This window comes from Halotalea alkalilenta (assembly GCF_001648175.1).
Classification (GTDB): domain Bacteria; phylum Pseudomonadota; class Gammaproteobacteria; order Pseudomonadales; family Halomonadaceae; genus Halotalea; species Halotalea alkalilenta_A.
This window is the reverse complement of record NZ_CP015243.1, coordinates 1,236,638-1,251,495: the sequence shown is the minus strand read 5'-3', so window position 1 is coordinate 1,251,495 and position 14,858 is coordinate 1,236,638. Positions and strand designations below refer to the sequence as shown.

12 protein-coding genes are annotated in these 14,858 nt (G+C 67.4%); 3 read left to right on the top strand and 9 right to left on the bottom strand.

Features of this window, described 5'->3' with window-relative positions; translation table 11 throughout:
- Positions 1-24: 24 nt before the first annotated feature.
- From aroK to pilM, 6 genes are read right to left on the bottom strand one after another with little or no spacing between them, the layout of a single operon-like run.
- Positions 25-567: a shikimate kinase AroK gene (gene aroK / locus A5892_RS05530; protein ID WP_064121950.1), complete on the bottom strand. Its 543-nt coding sequence runs from the start codon at positions 565-567 to the stop codon at positions 25-27.
- Positions 567-2,258 carry a type IV pilus secretin PilQ gene (pilQ, locus tag A5892_RS05525; protein WP_064121949.1) on the bottom strand — a complete coding sequence of 564 codons (1,692 nt, stop codon included), beginning with the start codon at positions 2,256-2,258 and terminating at the stop codon, positions 567-569. Before pilQ ends, aroK begins: the two co-directional genes overlap by 1 nt.
- A complete protein-coding gene (locus tag A5892_RS05520; protein ID WP_064121948.1) occupies positions 2,255-2,719 on the bottom strand; it encodes a pilus assembly protein PilP in 465 nt (154 codons plus the stop codon). Before A5892_RS05520 ends, pilQ begins: the two co-directional genes overlap by 4 nt.
- 8 nt (positions 2,720-2,727) lie before the next feature.
- Positions 2,728-3,330 carry a hypothetical protein gene (locus tag A5892_RS05515; RefSeq protein WP_064121947.1) on the bottom strand — a complete coding sequence of 201 codons (603 nt, stop codon included), beginning with the start codon at positions 3,328-3,330 and terminating at the stop codon, positions 2,728-2,730.
- Positions 3,327-3,911 carry a hypothetical protein gene (locus A5892_RS05510; protein WP_150123491.1) on the bottom strand — a complete coding sequence of 195 codons (585 nt, stop codon included), beginning with the start codon at positions 3,909-3,911 and terminating at the stop codon, positions 3,327-3,329. The genes A5892_RS05515 and A5892_RS05510 overlap by 4 nt, the downstream gene beginning before the upstream one ends.
- Positions 3,908-4,786 carry a pilus assembly protein PilM gene (pilM, locus tag A5892_RS20175; protein ID WP_190295658.1) on the bottom strand — a complete coding sequence of 293 codons (879 nt, stop codon included), beginning with the start codon at positions 4,784-4,786 and terminating at the stop codon, positions 3,908-3,910. Before pilM ends, A5892_RS05510 begins: the two co-directional genes overlap by 4 nt.
- Before the next feature lie 219 nt (positions 4,787-5,005).
- On the opposite strand from pilM, the gene A5892_RS05500 reads away from it, so the two are divergent.
- Both A5892_RS05500 and A5892_RS05495 read left to right on the top strand, forming a co-directional pair.
- Positions 5,006-7,543, top strand: a complete 2,538-nt coding sequence (locus A5892_RS05500; RefSeq protein ID WP_064121944.1) for a penicillin-binding protein 1A — start codon at positions 5,006-5,008, stop codon at positions 7,541-7,543.
- Positions 7,527-8,378 (top strand): DUF481 domain-containing protein, encoded by an 852-nt coding sequence (locus tag A5892_RS05495; protein ID WP_190295657.1) that lies wholly within the window; start codon positions 7,527-7,529, stop codon positions 8,376-8,378. Before A5892_RS05500 ends, A5892_RS05495 begins: the two co-directional genes overlap by 17 nt.
- A 971-nt stretch (positions 8,379-9,349) precedes the next feature.
- On the opposite strand, the gene A5892_RS05490 is transcribed toward A5892_RS05495, so the two are convergent.
- The 3 genes from A5892_RS05490 to rpmE all read right to left on the bottom strand — a co-directional run bounded on the left by A5892_RS05490 (position 9,350) and on the right by rpmE (position 12,171).
- Positions 9,350-10,678 (bottom strand): IS110 family transposase, encoded by a 1,329-nt coding sequence (locus A5892_RS05490; RefSeq protein ID WP_064121411.1) that lies wholly within the window; start codon positions 10,676-10,678, stop codon positions 9,350-9,352.
- Between the two features lie 420 nt (positions 10,679-11,098).
- Entirely contained in the window at positions 11,099-11,800 is a 702-nt protein-coding gene (locus A5892_RS05485; RefSeq protein ID WP_064121943.1) for an alpha/beta hydrolase, read from the bottom strand.
- Between the two features lie 155 nt (positions 11,801-11,955).
- Positions 11,956-12,171 carry a 50S ribosomal protein L31 gene (rpmE, locus tag A5892_RS05480; protein ID WP_064121942.1) on the bottom strand — a complete coding sequence of 72 codons (216 nt, stop codon included), beginning with the start codon at positions 12,169-12,171 and terminating at the stop codon, positions 11,956-11,958.
- 269 nt (positions 12,172-12,440) lie between these two features.
- Between rpmE and A5892_RS05475 the strand changes: the two genes are divergently transcribed.
- A complete protein-coding gene (locus A5892_RS05475; protein WP_223302797.1) occupies positions 12,441-14,648 on the top strand; it encodes a primosomal protein N' in 2,208 nt (735 codons plus the stop codon).
- The last annotated feature ends 210 nt before the right edge of the window (positions 14,649-14,858 follow it).

Sequence of the window (14,858 nt, the reverse complement as noted above, 5' to 3'; positions counted from 1 at the left end):
GAGCGGGACTCGGCGCGCAAGGGCTCAGCCCCGTGCGTCGACCAGGTCATCGTGGAGATGGAGCTGGCGGCGAATATCGTTGACCACGCTTCTCGGGCTGCGCCGCTCGGTGCTGATCACCAGATCGGCGGTGGCGCGATAGAGCGGCTCGCGCACCTCGAACAGTTCGCGCAGCTTGCGGCCCGGGTCCTCACACTGCAGCAGCGGCCGGTTGCGGTCCCGCGCGGTACGCTTGAGCTGCTGCTCGACCGACGTGCGCAGGAATATCACCGTACCGCGCTCGCGCAGCAGCCGGCGGCTTTCGGGATGGGTGACCGCGCCGCCGCCGGTGGCCAGCACCACGCCCTGCTGGGTGGAAAGATCATCGATGACCTGGGCCTCGCGCGCGCGAAAGCCCGCCTCGCCCTCGACATCGAAGATCCATGGGATGTCGCAGCCGCAGCGCCGTTCGATCTCGTGATCGCTGTCGAAGAACGGCCGCTGCAGCTCAGCGGCCAGCAAGCGACCGATGGTGCTCTTGCCGGTCCCCATCGGACCGATGAGAAATATGTTGAGTGAATCCCGCATCAGCGCGCCGCTCGTTGATCCTCGATGATGTTCGGCGTGATGAACACCAGTAGCTCGACTCGCTCCCGTGCCCGCTCCGCACGCCTGAACAACCCGCCGAGCAGAGGCAGATCGCCAAGCCATGGCAGCTTGTGCAGCTCGTTCGCCTGCTCGCTGGTCAGGATACCGCCAAGTACCACCGTTTCGCCATTATCGACCAGCACTTGAGTACTGATTCGACTGGTGTCGATCGCGGGCAGGCCATTGAAGCGATCGCCGGCGACGCTGTCATTCTGCACGTCGACCGCCATTCGAATGCGCCCGTCCGGGGTCAACTGGGGCAAGACCTCGAGGGCGAGCACCGCGTCACGAAAACTGGTGCTGGTCGAACCGTAAGCGCCCGACTCCTGGTAGGGCACCTCCTGGCCTTGACGGATCATCGCAGGCTCGCGATCCAGGGTCACCACCCGCGGCTGCGACAAGGTATGGCTCATGCCCTCGCGCTCGAGGGCGTTGAGCTCCAGCGCCAGCAGTACGTTGCTGTTGACCAGCCCGACCGTGAATGCGCCCTGCGGCGACGCCGTGCCACCGAGCTCGAAACCGAGCCCGAGAAAGGGGCCGCTCCCCTCTCCCCCTGGACTGAAGCCTCGCCGCTCGCTCGCGATGCCCTCGCTGAACGCACGCCCGATGCCGGCCTCGCCCCAGCGAATGCCGAGCTGGCGCGAGACCCGCTCGCGCGCGATCACGATCCTCGCCTCGATCTGCACCTGCCGCAGCGGCACATCGAGCTCGGCCAGCGCCCGCCTGATCCCGGCCAGCCGAGTCGGCGTATCCTGCACCAGCAGCGTATTGGTGCGGGCGTCGAAGCCGATCCACCCCCGCGGTGAAAGCAGGCCCGCGCCACCGCCGCCCTCGAGCAGCGAGGCCACATCCTCGGCGCGGGCATAGTCGACCTTGAGCATATCCAGCGCGAGCGCCTGCTCGTCCCCCAGCGGGCGCGCCTCGCGCGCAGCGATGGCCTCGATCGCCGCCGCCGGAGCGACCAGCAGCGCATCACCGTGGCGGCGGCTGGCCAGGCCTTGCCCCTCGAGCACCAGCGCCAGCGCACGCGACCAGGGGATCGATTCGAGACGCAGGGTCAGCTCGCCCTCGACACCGTCGGCGACCACCAGATCGACGCCACCGGCCTCGGCGAGCAGCGAGAGCGCCGCGCGCACCGGCAGCCGCTGGAAATCCAGGCTGACCGGCGTATCGCCCCCTGGGGGCGGGGCGACCACGATACGTTCGACATTGACCGGCAGCGGGCGCACTGGAGCAGCCTCGGCGACGACCGGCGCGGAGCTGGGCTCGAGCACCACCTCGATCCGCCGACCGTGCCGCTCCATCCGGTACCCATGGGGTTTGGTCAGCTCCAGCAGCAGACGCACGCCTCCGGGCGGCGTCGATATCTCCAGCGGCCCGACCCCCGGCACCGCGTGGGCGCGCCCTCTTCCCTCGAGCATCGTGCGCGCGCCGGGCAGCGTGAACATCAGCCGTGGCGGCTGGCCGAGCGAAAGCCCGTCGATCTCCCCGGCCTCGTCATCGAACTCGAGCACCATGCGCGCATCGCCGCTATCCGGCTCGATCGAAAGCCGCGCATCGATCAGCTCGCTCGCCCAAGCCACCATTGGTGCGAGCGTGAACACGCAGAGCAGCAGGATTTTCAGTCTCATCGATGCGGCTCCGCTCCGAGCAGGCGCAGTACTCGCTCCCCCTCCCCTCGTTCAGCCACCTCGTCGGGTAGCTCGAGGGTCAGCCCCATGGCATCGAACGCCACCACCTTGGCCCGCTCCTCGCCGATCGAATCGCCGACTGCGACGCGCACCACACGACCTTCCGCGGTCTCGACCAGCGCGAAGCGGCCGTGCCGGTCGCTCAACACACCGCGAGGGGTCAGCTGTCGAACCGAAAAACCCGACATCGACGCCGGCGGTATGCCGATCTCCGCCACTGTGCCTCGAAAGGGGTCGTGTCTCAGCGCCGCGTCGAGGCGCTGCGTGAATGCGTCATCGCTGACCTTCATCGATACCGGAGGGAGCGCCGCGACACTCACCTGCTGATGAGCCACTTGGCCGGGGTCGCCGCCACAGCCGCAAAGCAGCACGAGGCTTGCGCAGGCCGAGCTGCGACGCAAGCGCGGCCTCATTGCGTGGGCCCCGGCTCGGCGTCGGGATGCCAGCCGAGCTCGAGGCGCAGCGCCAGCCTGGCGGCGCCGTCTTCTTCGGTGTCCAGCGCACGCCGCAGTTCGAAGTCGCCGAGCGAAACGGCGCCCAGCGCAGAGGGAGCGAGCATGAACGCAACCAGCGGCACAAAATCGCCCTCAAGGCTCAATTCGAGCTGCGGGCGGCTGCCATCCCCCAGCGGCGCGAGCCGCGTGATCTCCAGGCCCCGCTCGAGGGCGAGGGAGGAGAGCGCCTCGAGCGGCCGCGCCGGCACCGCGAACGCCTCGTTCAAGGCCTGGCGATAGCGGGCGAGCTGCTGCTCCTGCCCGCGCAGCAGCGTCAACCGCTCGAGCGCTGCTTGGTTTCCGAGCCGCTGTTCCAGTGCCCGGTCGAGCGTCGCGCGAGAAGCGAACAGCGCCTCGAGCCCGGGCGCGACCCATAGCGCCCCGCTCAGCGCCAGGGCGAGGAAAAAACCACCCCCCACCGCCACTGCCCATAGCCACCGGGGCCAGAACAGCGGATCGAACGGCTCCCAGCGACAGCCGGGCAGCGCCCCCACGCGCCAGCGCGCAATGCTGGTCATCCGGCCACCCCCTGCGTCCTTGGAGCGTCCTCCACCGGCTCTCCCACCAGCCCGGGCAGCTCGAGTTCGAGCTGGCACCAGCCGCCCTCCGGTCCAGGCCGATGCTCGATCAGCCGGGCCGATGCCACCTGGGACAGCCCGCCGAGGCGTGCCAGCGCAAGGTTGGCGGCCGCCAGGCTGCCTTGTGCTTCCAACCGCAGCATGCGGCCACGGCGTTCGATCCGCTCGAGCCGCAGCCTTTCGGTGCCGAGCCCGGACAACGCCGCCCAGAGCTCGACCCAGGTATCACGCACCGCGAGCCACTGCTCGAGCGAGCGATGCCGCTGCGCCAGCATCGCTCGCTGGCGCTCGATCGCCGTCAGCTCGGCAAGCGTTGCGGTCAACTCGATGCGTTCGAGCGCGAGCGCCTCCACCCGGCTCTCCCAGCGCTCGCGCTGCAGCGAGAGCCAGCCCGCCAGCGTAGCGCCCAGCGACAAGGCCAGTACGCCCGCCACCGCACACCACGCGCAAAGACGCAACCGAGCGCTCCGGCGCATCGGCCCCCGCCAGGGGCGCAGATCCACATCGCGAAAAGCGCTCATCGGCAGCCTCTCACCGCCAGCGCATAGGCGAGCGCCAGCCGAGCGTCGCCGCCATCGCCGCGACCCGGCCGGGTACCGATGGCCCGCGACTCATATGGCGCGACTCGGCGCCCGAGCGCGCCACTCAGACCGATGGGATCCGACGACGCCCAGCCGTCGCCCGCAAGCCACAGCCTTACCGGCGGCGCATCGCCCCACACCGCAGGCAGCCAGTCGACCAGCGCCTGCCCGGGATCGACCCCGGCCAGGTCCATGGCGAGCCGGAAACCATCGCGCACCAGCCACAGGCGGTGGCCGTCACGGTAGAGCAAGGCGTCCGCCGGGGTGCGCTCGACCAGGCGCGAAAGGGCGAACAGATCGACGTCCACCGCCGCGATCTTGAGACCGAGCCCGGCGAACTCACCCAGCCGCGTCTCGAGCTCGCTCGGGCGGCAGGCCACCAGTCGCCAGGAAAGCCGTTGCGGAACTCGGGTGCGGAAATCGATGTCATCAACCAGGGAGAAATCGAATACCGGCGGTTCATCGAGGGTCGCAGCCAGCCTGCTCAGCCGCGCGTGGAGATGTCTTTCCACCTCGCAAGGACTGAGCCCCGAGGGCAGTTCGATGCGCTGTTCGAGCAGCCGATCGGCATCCAGCGCGGTGACCACGCGGCGGGCGCGCGGAGAGAGTCGCTCGAGCAGCCGCTCGAGCGCGGGGCGAGCACTGCGCTCGCCCCGGCGACGCGGCTCCACCCCTGCGCAGGCCACGTTCATGCCGCGGCGCCGGGGCTCCAGCTCGACCAGCGCCACCGAGCGTTCGCCACAGGAGATCCCAAGCCGGGGAGAGCGGGCGGGAAGCGCCCGCCCGGAGGCCAGAAAGGTGCAGACGCGTGTCACCCAGTGCGCTAAGGTAACCGGTCGCAACAAGCCGACATGGTTTATCACTGGCCCCTCCTGAGGGCGCTACTTATAATGCGCCACGTTTGTGGTTGTTCACCTGTCACGACCTCGATGAGCCGGCTCGCACCGGTATCCGCCGCGATTCCCATGCCGCTCGCGTCTTTCGCGACGACCGTTTCAAGCTCGTCGCCACCCACTTCGGATGGGCCGTTCTAAATGAAGTTGATTAAACGCACCTTGTTTCATCTTTTCTGGCTGCTGATTGCCTTAACGGCCGCGGGGCTGCTTGCTGTAGCCGCGGCGGCGATCTATTTCGTCCCAAGCCTGCCCGATGTGAATTCACTGCAGAACTATCAGCTGGCGACGCCGCTGCGGGTCTACAGCCAGGATGGCAAGCTGATCGGTGAGTACGGAGAGCAGCGTCGACAGATCGTCGACTTCGATGAGGTACCCGCGGATCTGGTCAATGCGATCGTCGCCGCCGAGGATCAGGATTTCTTCAGCCATCCGGGGATCGACCCCAGGGGGCTTGCGCGTGCGGCGATGGAGCTTGCCGCGAGCGGCAGCATCCGCTCCGGGGGCAGCACCATCACCATGCAGGTAGCGCGCAACTACTTGCTCACCCTGGACCAGACCTTCACCCGCAAGATCCGTGAGATCCTGCTGGCGCTGCAGATGGAACGGATCCTGACCAAGGAGCAGATCTTCGAGCTCTACGTGAACAAGATCTATCTCGGCCAAGGCGCCTATGGGGTCGGCTCCGCGGCGCAGATCTACTTCAACAAACCGCTCTCGCAGCTGACCCTGCCCGAGGCGGCGACCATCGCTGGACTGCCGAAGGCACCCTCCAACCTCAACCCGATCGCCAACCCCGAGCGCTCACTGATCCGCCGTAACTGGATCCTGCTGCGCATGCAGCAGCTCGGTTACGTCGACAACGAGCAGTACCAGCAAGCGGTGCAGGCACCGATCCAGATCCAGCGCTCGCGTACCGAGCTGCAGCTCCAGGCGCAGTACGTAGCGGAAATGGCTCGCCAGTATGCGATCTCTCGTTTCGGCGACAGGGCCTACACCGACGGCTACTCGATCACCACCACGCTCGACAGCCGCACCCAGAACCAGGCGCGCGATGCACTGATCGATGGGCTGGTCGCTTACGATGCCCGCCATGGCTGGCGCGGCCCTGAGCAGAGCGGGATTCCCTCGACGTTGGCCGAAGCGCAGGAGCGCACCGACCGTCGCGGGCTCGAGGAGGAGCTCGCCGCCTCGCCCGAGGTGGCCCAGACCGCCCGCCAAGCGGCCGAGCGCAGCTCGACCCGGGTGGAAGGCATCGAGGAGGACGTCTCCAACTGGCTGAGGGTGCTCGGCAGCACACCCAATGTGGGGCCGCTCGAACCGGCGATCGTGATCGACGCCCAGGGCCAGCAGATGCGTGTGCTGCGACGCAATGGCCAGGTGGAGACGATCGGCTGGGACGAGCTCAGGTGGGCTGCGCCCTACCGCAGCGTGCGCGCCCGCGGGGCATCGCCGACCCAGGCCGCCCAGATCGCCGCGCGCGGCGATCTAGTGAGGGTCGTGGCCAACGGGCAGGGCAATAGCGAGCGCTGGAGGCTCTCACAGACGCCCCAGATCGAAGGCGCGATCGTGGTGCTCGATCCGCGCACCGGGGCGATCCGCGCGCTACAGGGCGGTTTCAGCTTCGCCAAGAGCAGCTTCAACCGCGCTACCCAAGCACGCCGCCAGCCCGGTTCGAGCTTCAAGCCGTTCATCTACCTGTCCGCGCTGGAACAGGGCAACATGACTCCCGCAACGGTGATCAACGACGCGCCGATCGTCCAGCAGGAGCTCAGCGGCGACGTCTGGCGCCCGGAGAACGACACCCGTTCCTTCCTCGGCCCGACCCGGCTGCGCGAAGGGCTCTATCGCTCGCGCAACCTGGTGACCATCCGCGCTCTGCAGGCGACCGGGCTCGACAATACCTTGGACATGCTCGAGCGCATGGGCTTCAACCGCGCACAGCTGCCCAACGGTTTGTCACTGGCGCTGGGCAGTGCCTCGCTGACACCGCTCGAGATCGCGCGCGGCTACGCCGAAATCGCCAACGGCGGGTTCAAGGTGCTGCCCTGGTACATCGCCAGGATCACCCAGGGCGAGGACCAGACCAACCTGCTCGATGAGCCGAACCCACCCGCGGCCTGCCCCGAGTGCGATCCGTTCGACAGCACGGTGGAAATCGATGGCCGCACCTATCCGATCGCCGAGCGGGTCGCCGATGGCGCGTCGGTGTACATGCTTCAGGATATGATGCGCGACGTGATCAGACGGGGCACCGGCCGGGCGGCGCTGTCGATCGGGCGCGATGATCTGGCCGGCAAGACCGGCACCTCGAACGATCAGCGCGATACCTGGTTCTCAGGCTTCAACAATGCACTGGTCGCGACCGTGTGGGTCGGAATGGACGACAACTCGAGCACTGGCGAATACGGCGCCCAGGCGGCGCTGCCGATCTGGACCCAGTTCATGGGCCAGGCGCTCGAGGGCATGTCGCCACAGTTCCTGCCACGCCCGGAGAACGTGGTCAGCGCCCGGATCGATCCACAGAGCGGCCGGCGCCTGCGCGACAACGATCCAGGCGGGATCAGCGAGATTTTCCGCGCCGACAATCTGCCACCCTACCAAGAGCCTTCGGTACGGCCCGATCTGGAGAATGAGTCGGGCTCGCAAGGCACCGGCTCCTATGACGCCATCTTCTGAACCAAGCGGGGCGCCCTGCAGGCGCCCCAGAACCACCCTGCCATCGCGCTTCACCATCAGTCCCACGGTACCGAGCCCCTCGGTACCGGCATGGGCGAGCGTCGCGCTCGCGCTTGCGATCGCCCTGCTGCCCTTGCGCACCGAGGCACAGATCGAGGACTTCTCGACCCTGCTGGACCCCACCCTGGCGGAGGAGGACTTCGAGGGCAACCTCCAGTTCGGCTTCATCAACCGCACCGGTAACGATGACAGCTCGTCGCTCAATGGGCGCACGAACCTGACCTGGTACCGGGACCGCTGGTCGTACAACCTCTATGCCTCCGCCGACAGCGCGCGCAGCAATGACGAGAGCACCGCCGAACGCTACGTCGGCGCTGCCCGCACGCGCTACAACCTCGCCGAAGACAACTATGTGTTCGGCCAGCTGCGCTTGAACATCGATCGCTTCAGCGGTTACGACAACCAGCTTTCGCTGGCCGGCGGCTACGGGCGCCAGCTGGTCGATACGCGGCCCCACTCGCTGTCGGTGGAGATCGGTCCCGGCATACGCCGGGACAAAATTCGCAACGGTGAAGTCGACTATCGGGCGCTGGCGTATACCGGCTTCAACTATAGCTATCGACTTTCCGACACCGCCCGCTTCGAACAAGGCTTCGCCACCGAAGCCGCCGGCGACGACCTTACCCTGCGCAGCGAGACGTCGTTGAGCCTTTCGATCAACGCCGATTTCTCCCTGCGCCTGGCCTATCTCGCCGAGCACAACAGCGATCCGCCCAACGACGCCAAGTATCGCACCGATACCACGACCACGATGTCGATCGTCTATGGGCTCTAGGAGCTTGGCGGCAGGCCGGCGTGGTTCGACTCAAGATGTTTCCGAGCGTCCTGAGCGAGTATCGCGAGTCGAAGGGGCCCCGGGCGCTGACCATGAGCGGTTGGCTTCAGGCTCGGCGCCATACCCCTCCGTTCGTCCCGAGCGGCGCCGATACGCGCCAAGGTCGAGTTACAGCTCGGCAACTGGGGGCGCCAGTCGAGGGATCGAGCGGCGGCGCTAAGGCTGTGGTTCGACAGCCCTCGTTCCTCGGGCGCTCACCACGAACGGAAGCAGCGACTGCCCTCGCGCCCCGGGCGCTGACCATGAGCGGTTGGCTTCAGGCTCGGCGCCATCCCCTTCCGTTCGTCCCGAGCGGCGCCGATACGCGCCAAGGTCGAGGTACAGCTCGGCAACTGGGGGCGCCAGTCGAGGGATAGAGCGGCGGCGCTAATGCTGTGGTTCGACAGCCCTCGTTCCTCGGGCGCTCACCACGAACGGAAGCAGCGACTGCCCTCGCGCCCCGGGCGCTGACCATGAGCGGTTGGCTTCAGGCTCGGCGCCATCCCCCTCCGTTCGTCCCGAGCGGCGCCGATATGCGCCAAGGTCGAGTTCCAGCTCGGCAACTGGGGGCGCCAGTCGAGGGATCGAGCGGCGGCGCTAAGGCTGTGGTTCGACAGCCCTCGTTCCTCGGGCGCTCACCACGAACGGAAGCAGCGACTGCCCTCGCGCCCCGGGCGCTGACCATGAGCGGTTGGCTTCAGGCTCGGCGCCATCCCCTTCCGTTCGTCCCGAGCGGCGCCGATACGCGCCAAGGTCGAGTTACAGCTCGGCAACTGGGGGCGCCAGTCGAGGGATCGAGCGGCGGCGCTAAGGCTGTGGTTCGACAGTCCTCGTTCCTCGGGCGCTTTCCATGAACCCCCTCCGAGTTCTCCTCGACAGGGGGATGATCAGGGGGGAGATTGGGCGGTCGTCATATCGTTCTTCCTCAACTTTCAGGCAGAAGCATTTTGAGCTTCAGTCTGGATAGGCGTCACGGAGAACCCGAGCTGCTTGGCGAGTCGACGCATGGAACGTTGTTTGGTTTCCAGCGCCTGTGCCTCGTAGTACTGGAGTCCGTGTTCGACATAGTCCAATCCTTTGACCATGACGCGCCAGAACAGCGCCGCGAGTTTGCGCGCCAGGGCGATATTGGCGATCAATCCACCTCGGCGACCCGCCATCCGACGGTAAAAACCGCCCAGCGCAATGTGTTTGCTGCGGGCGAGGCTGCGGGCCATGACGCAAAACAGGCGCCCAGCACGATTACGCCTGCGCTTGGCCGAGCGTTGGCGCTTACCGCTCTGATGACTCCCGGGGGCCAGCCCGGCCCAAGCGGTGAAGTGTTTCTCGGTCGGCCACTGGGTCAGGTCGGTTCCCACTTCACCTATGAGTTGCAGGACGCTGTAGTCCGTATGGGCGGGAAGCACGGTGAGATCATTGCCTCCACACAGAGCCACCAGCATCGGATGCAGGTCATCGATCTGGGGTGCATTGGCACCGCCTCGCTTGTGCGCCTTGGACGGCGGCGACGTCGGAGGATCGACGTCGATCGAACGGAGCACCGCTTCGATCTGTTGGTCGCAAGCCCTGATCAAACGCTGGTAGTGCTCCCAGCTTTCCAGCGCCTGGCGCAACGCGAACAGATGCTCCTCGGCCCAGGTCCCTTGCAGAGAGGCTTTGATCCGTTCGGCCTTCTGCTGGCGGATCTGCACGTCGCACAAAGCCAGCAGTCGCTCAGGATCGCGTTCACCCTCGAGCATCGACCGGATCACCGCCATGCCGCTGCGGCCCACCAGGTTGCTGATGACATCGTGCAATTTGATGTTCATCCGCTCCAAGGCCTTCTGCAGATGCTGCACATGCCCTGCGGCCAGCGTGATGTGGTCCTGGCGCAGTCGCAGGTAATCCTGCAAGCGCCGGATCTCGGCTGGGGGCACGAAGCCTGCCCGCAAGAGTCCGTGCGCGTGCAACGTCGCTCCCCACTGGCAATCCTTCATATCCGTCTTGCGACCCGGCAGATTGCGGGTGTGCTTACCGTTGACCATCAGCACCTGTAGCTTCGCGGCTTCCAGCACGCTGTACAGAGGCAGCCAGTAGATCCCCGTGGCCTCCATGGCCACCGACTTCACCTTCTGCGACAACAGCCAGTCACGTAGCTCATGCAGCTGTGCCGTGAACGTGCCGAAGACCTTCGGCTCCCCCCCGGCAATCGACACATACATCTGCTCGCTGCCGACATCCACGAAGGCTGCCAATGGATCCAATACCGGTAAGTGGGCCATCTCATAGCTCCTGGGAACGGGTCGATGGAGAAAGGGTTACCGCAAGCCCGGTCGTGTTCTGGGAAGACAAATCTTTCCAACGGGAAGCCAGGCTCACCATAATGCGCAGCAGCCCACGACCAGAGCCATTCTCACCACCGGGCACCCGGCACCAAAAGACATGCGGCCACGCTGCTTGCGGCAACACAGCCATGCTACTCGGGTTCAAGGTCCATGCGCAGTGCCATCGCGATGGCACAGGAGGCTCACCACGAACGGAAGCAGCGACTGCCCTCGCGCCCCGGGCGCTGACCATGAGCGGTTGGGAATGCAGGGCCTTCGCGCCAACTCCCTACCCGTTCGTCCCGAGAGGAGCGAAGCGACGTCGAGGGATCGAGCGGCTTGAGCGGACCATCCTCGGCCGCTCTCCAGTGCAGCGGTCTAGTCCGCCCACCAGGCGTTGAGTTCGTCCAGCACCTCAGCGTCGATGCCATGCCCGAGCGAGGGATGAAGGCTCCAGCTGGTCGTCGCGCCCTGCCGTTCGAACCAGCGCGCGGTGCGCTCGCCGTGCTGCGGCGGTACCCTCGCATCGGCATCGCCATGGATCACCAGCACGTTGGCGCCGTCGAGCTCGACCCGGCGAGTGTCGTCGACCAGGAAGCCCGAGAGCAGCGCAGCCCCATCGAAGCGTTCGGGCGCACTGATCAGCACCTCGGCGGCCATCGCCGCGCCCTGGCTGAAGCCAAGCAGGTAGAGCCGCGAAGGAGCGAGCCCCTGCTCTGCCAGCGCCTCGTCGATGGTCGCGAGCACCGCTTCGCGGCCCTCGGCGACATCCTGCTCGAGCCCGGGGCCGAAACCTTCGACCACCGTGCCCTCGAACCAGCGATAGCGCTGCCCGGAGAGCACGAAAGGCGCCCGCACGGCGAGCATCCGCCACCCCTCGGGAAGATACTCGGCCAGCGGCAGCAGATCACGCTCATTGGTGCCGAGGCCATGCAGGGCGACCACCAGCGGCGCGTCCGCACGCCCCTCCTCCGGCGCCAGGGCATAGGCCAAGCCTGTCTGCGCCCGCGCGCTGAAAGCGAGCAGCGGCAAGAGGAGAATCAGTAGCGTGGCGGCGAAACGAGGGTAGCGGCGATACATGGCGTCCAGTGCAAGCTCGGTGAGCGTCCTTCGAGCCTCTCACGCTGTGCCCGGCTTCGCCTTGGCTGGCGCTGAAACGCCAGGACCCGCCACGAGGGCGGGTCCTGGACGATGATGCTTTGACGAAGCGTCGCGATGACGCTTCCGGCGGGGCCTCAGCCGCGCTTCACCGCTACACCGAAACGCTTGTTGAAGCGCTCGACGCGACCACCGGTGGTCGCCTGCTTCTGCTTGCCAGTGTAGAACGGGTGGCAGTTGGAGCAGACGTCCAGGCTCAGCGACTCATTGGAGGTGCTGCCGATTTCGAAGCTGGCACCGCAAGAGCAGCTGGCGGAGATGGTCTGGTACTGGGGATGGATTGAAGCTTTCATGTGAGACCTCGCTTGGCATGCCGCCACCCGGTCAAGTCAAATTGCGCGTAGATGAGTCGCGCCTTGCCAGGTACCGCATGCGAAATGGAAGATGTACGACCTTCGCCGGCCGCCTTGACGACGCTCATCGCGGCGAGCATACGGGTCAAGCACATCACCCCTGAGGGCCGACGCGCTAAAGGCGAAGGCGCATATTCTAGCAGCTTCGAGTCTGGAGGCCAATCGTTGGTCGAACCCCGCAATACCCCGCCCCCCTCGCCTCCCCCTCGGTGCTGCGCGTAGCGCTGCCCACGCCGCTGCGGCGTGTGTTCGACTATCTTCCCGGCCGGGAGCGCCCCACCGCCGGCTGGGTGCCGGGGCTCAGGGTGCGGGTCCCGTTCGGCCGCCGCGAGATGGTCGGCGTGGTGGTCGAGGTCGCGGCGGACAGCGACTTCGAGCTCGCCAAACTCAAACCGATCGCCGCCCTGATCGACCAGACCCCGCTGCCCGAGGAGTGGCTATGGCTGTGCCGCTTCACCGCCCGCTACTACCAGCATTCGCTCGGTGACACGCTGGCGCACGCGATGCCGGCGCTGCTGCGCCAGGGGCGCCCTCTCGAAGCGCGCACCCGGGAGCGCTGGCGCTGCACTCCCGAAGGCGCAGCCCTGGACCCCGCCACGCTGCGCCAGGCCAAGCGGCAGGGCGAGCTGCTCGGGCTGCTCCAGCAGCACACCGCGGGACTGGTCGGCTCCGCGGTGCTCGCCCATGGCTTTGCCCGACCCCAGCTCGAGGGGCTGCGGGCCAAGGGCCTGGTCGAGTGCGAAGAGGAGCCGCTGACCCGGGCGGTTCAGCCCGGCACCCCGACCCTCGCCGAGCCTTCGCTGACCCTCAACCGCGAACAGGGCGAGGCACTGGCTGCGCTGCACGAGGGGCTCGGGCGCTTCTCGCCGAGCCTGCTCCACGGCGTCACCGGCAGCGGCAAGACCGAGGTCTACCTGCAACTGATCGAGGCGGTGCTCGACCGTGGCGGCCAGGCACTGGTACTGGTGCCCGAGATCGGTCTAACCCCGCAGACGCTCGAGCGCTTCCGCCGCCGCTTCAGCGTACCGGTGGTGATGATCCACTCGGGAGTCAGCGACGGCGAGCGCCTCGACGTCTGGGAGGCCGCGCGCTCGGGCCGTGCGCGAGTGGTGGTCGGCACCCGCTCGGCGATCTTCACTCCGATGGAGAAGCTCGGCGCGATCATCGTCGATGAAGAGCATGACGCTTCGTTCAAGCAGCAGGAGGGGCTGCGCTACAGCGCCCGCGACCTCGCCGTGGTCCGCGCCCGCCGCGAGCAGCTGCCGGTGGTGCTCGGCAGCGCCACCCCCTCGCTCGAAAGCCTCGCCCATGCAAGCCGTGGCCACTATCGCCACCTGAAGCTCAATCGCCGCGCCGGCAGCGCATCGTTCGCCCGGCTCGAACTCGTCGACCTGCGGATCAAGCGCCGCGAGGGCGGCCTCGGCCAGGAATCGATCGAGGCGATCAAGACCCAGCTCGACGCTGGCCACCAGGTGCTGGTGTTCATCAATCGCCGGGGCTTCGCCCCGACCCTCTCATGCCAGCAGTGCGGCCATATCTTCGACTGTCCGAGCTGCGACGCGCGCATGACCCTGCACCGCCAGCCTCCCCGGCTGGTCTGCCACCACTGCGATCACCAAGCCCCGCTGCCGGATGCCTGCCCGAAGTGCGCAAGCGGCGACCTGCGCCCGCTCGGCGCCGGCACCGAGCGCACCGAGGAGACCCTCCAGGCGCGCTTCCCGGATGCCCGCATCCTGCGCATCGACCGCGACAGCACCCGGCGCAAGGACGCGCTCAGCGATGCGCTCGACGAAGTGCGCAGCGCCCGCCCCTGCATCCTGGTCGGCACCCAGATGCTGGCCAAGGGGCATCACTTCCCCCACGTCACCCTGGTGGTGGTGGTCAATGCCGACGGCGGGCTCTACAGCAGCGATTTCCGCGCCCTCGAACAGAGCGCCCAGCTGCTGGTCCAGGTCGCCGGGCGCGCCGGGCGCGCGGCACTGCCTGGACGGGTACTGATCCAGACCATGCACCCCGACGACCCCAACCTGCGCCTGCTGGCAAGCCAAGGCTACGACGTCCTTGCCGAACGACTGCTCGACGAGCGCCGGGCCGCGGGCCTGCCGCCGTTTCGTTTCATCGCACTGCTGCGCGCCGAGGCCGCCGACCAGGCGAGCGTCGAGACGCTGCTGGCGCAGGGGGCCGGGCAGCTTCGCGCCTGGCTCATTGAGCGCGAGTTGCCGGTCGATTGCCTCGGTCCGGTACCTGCGCCGATGGAGCGCCGCCAGAACCGCTATCATGCCCAGCTGATGCTCGCCGCCGATCGCCGTAGCCAGCTCCATGAAGCGGCCGCCTGGCTGGTCGCCTGGCTCGAAGATGCACCGCTCGCACGCAAGGTGCGCTGGTCGATCGATATCGATCCGCTGAGCCTGAGCTGAGCCGGTGCCTTGGGGGGGCCGCGCGCTCCACGCGCGCCTGCCGACTTGAGACACCCCAGGGGGTGGACCATAATGCTGCGTTCATCCACGATGCACCGGTAGCGATTCCCCGGCGCATCGCACCCGCAGATTCCCGCCGCTGCTCCCCGGATTCGATGGTGCTCCATCGCCGCGGCGCACGGCCACTCCAGCACAGCAACGGTCACCTTC

What these genes read in the sequence shown, in the direction of transcription:
- aroK (WP_064121950.1), bottom strand. Translation starts at nt 567, where the DNA reads ATGCGGGATTCACTCAACATATTTCTCATCGGTCCGATGGGGACCGGC.
- pilQ (WP_064121949.1), bottom strand. Translation starts at nt 2,258, where the DNA reads ATGAGACTGAAAATCCTGCTGCTCTGCGTGTTCACGCTCGCACCAATG.
- A5892_RS05515 (WP_064121947.1), bottom strand. Translation starts at nt 3,330, where the DNA reads ATGACCAGCATTGCGCGCTGGCGCGTGGGGGCGCTGCCCGGCTGTCGC.
- A5892_RS05510 (WP_150123491.1), bottom strand. Translation starts at nt 3,911, where the DNA reads ATGAGCGCTTTTCGCGATGTGGATCTGCGCCCCTGGCGGGGGCCGATG.
- A5892_RS05500 (WP_064121944.1), top strand. Translation starts at nt 5,006, where the DNA reads ATGAAGTTGATTAAACGCACCTTGTTTCATCTTTTCTGGCTGCTGATT.
- A5892_RS05495 (WP_190295657.1), top strand. Translation starts at nt 7,527, where the DNA reads ATGACGCCATCTTCTGAACCAAGCGGGGCGCCCTGCAGGCGCCCCAGA.
- A5892_RS05490 (WP_064121411.1), bottom strand. Translation starts at nt 10,678, where the DNA reads ATGGCCCACTTACCGGTATTGGATCCATTGGCAGCCTTCGTGGATGTC.
- A5892_RS05485 (WP_064121943.1), bottom strand. Translation starts at nt 11,800, where the DNA reads ATGTATCGCCGCTACCCTCGTTTCGCCGCCACGCTACTGATTCTCCTC.
- rpmE (WP_064121942.1), bottom strand. Translation starts at nt 12,171, where the DNA reads ATGAAAGCTTCAATCCATCCCCAGTACCAGACCATCTCCGCCAGCTGC.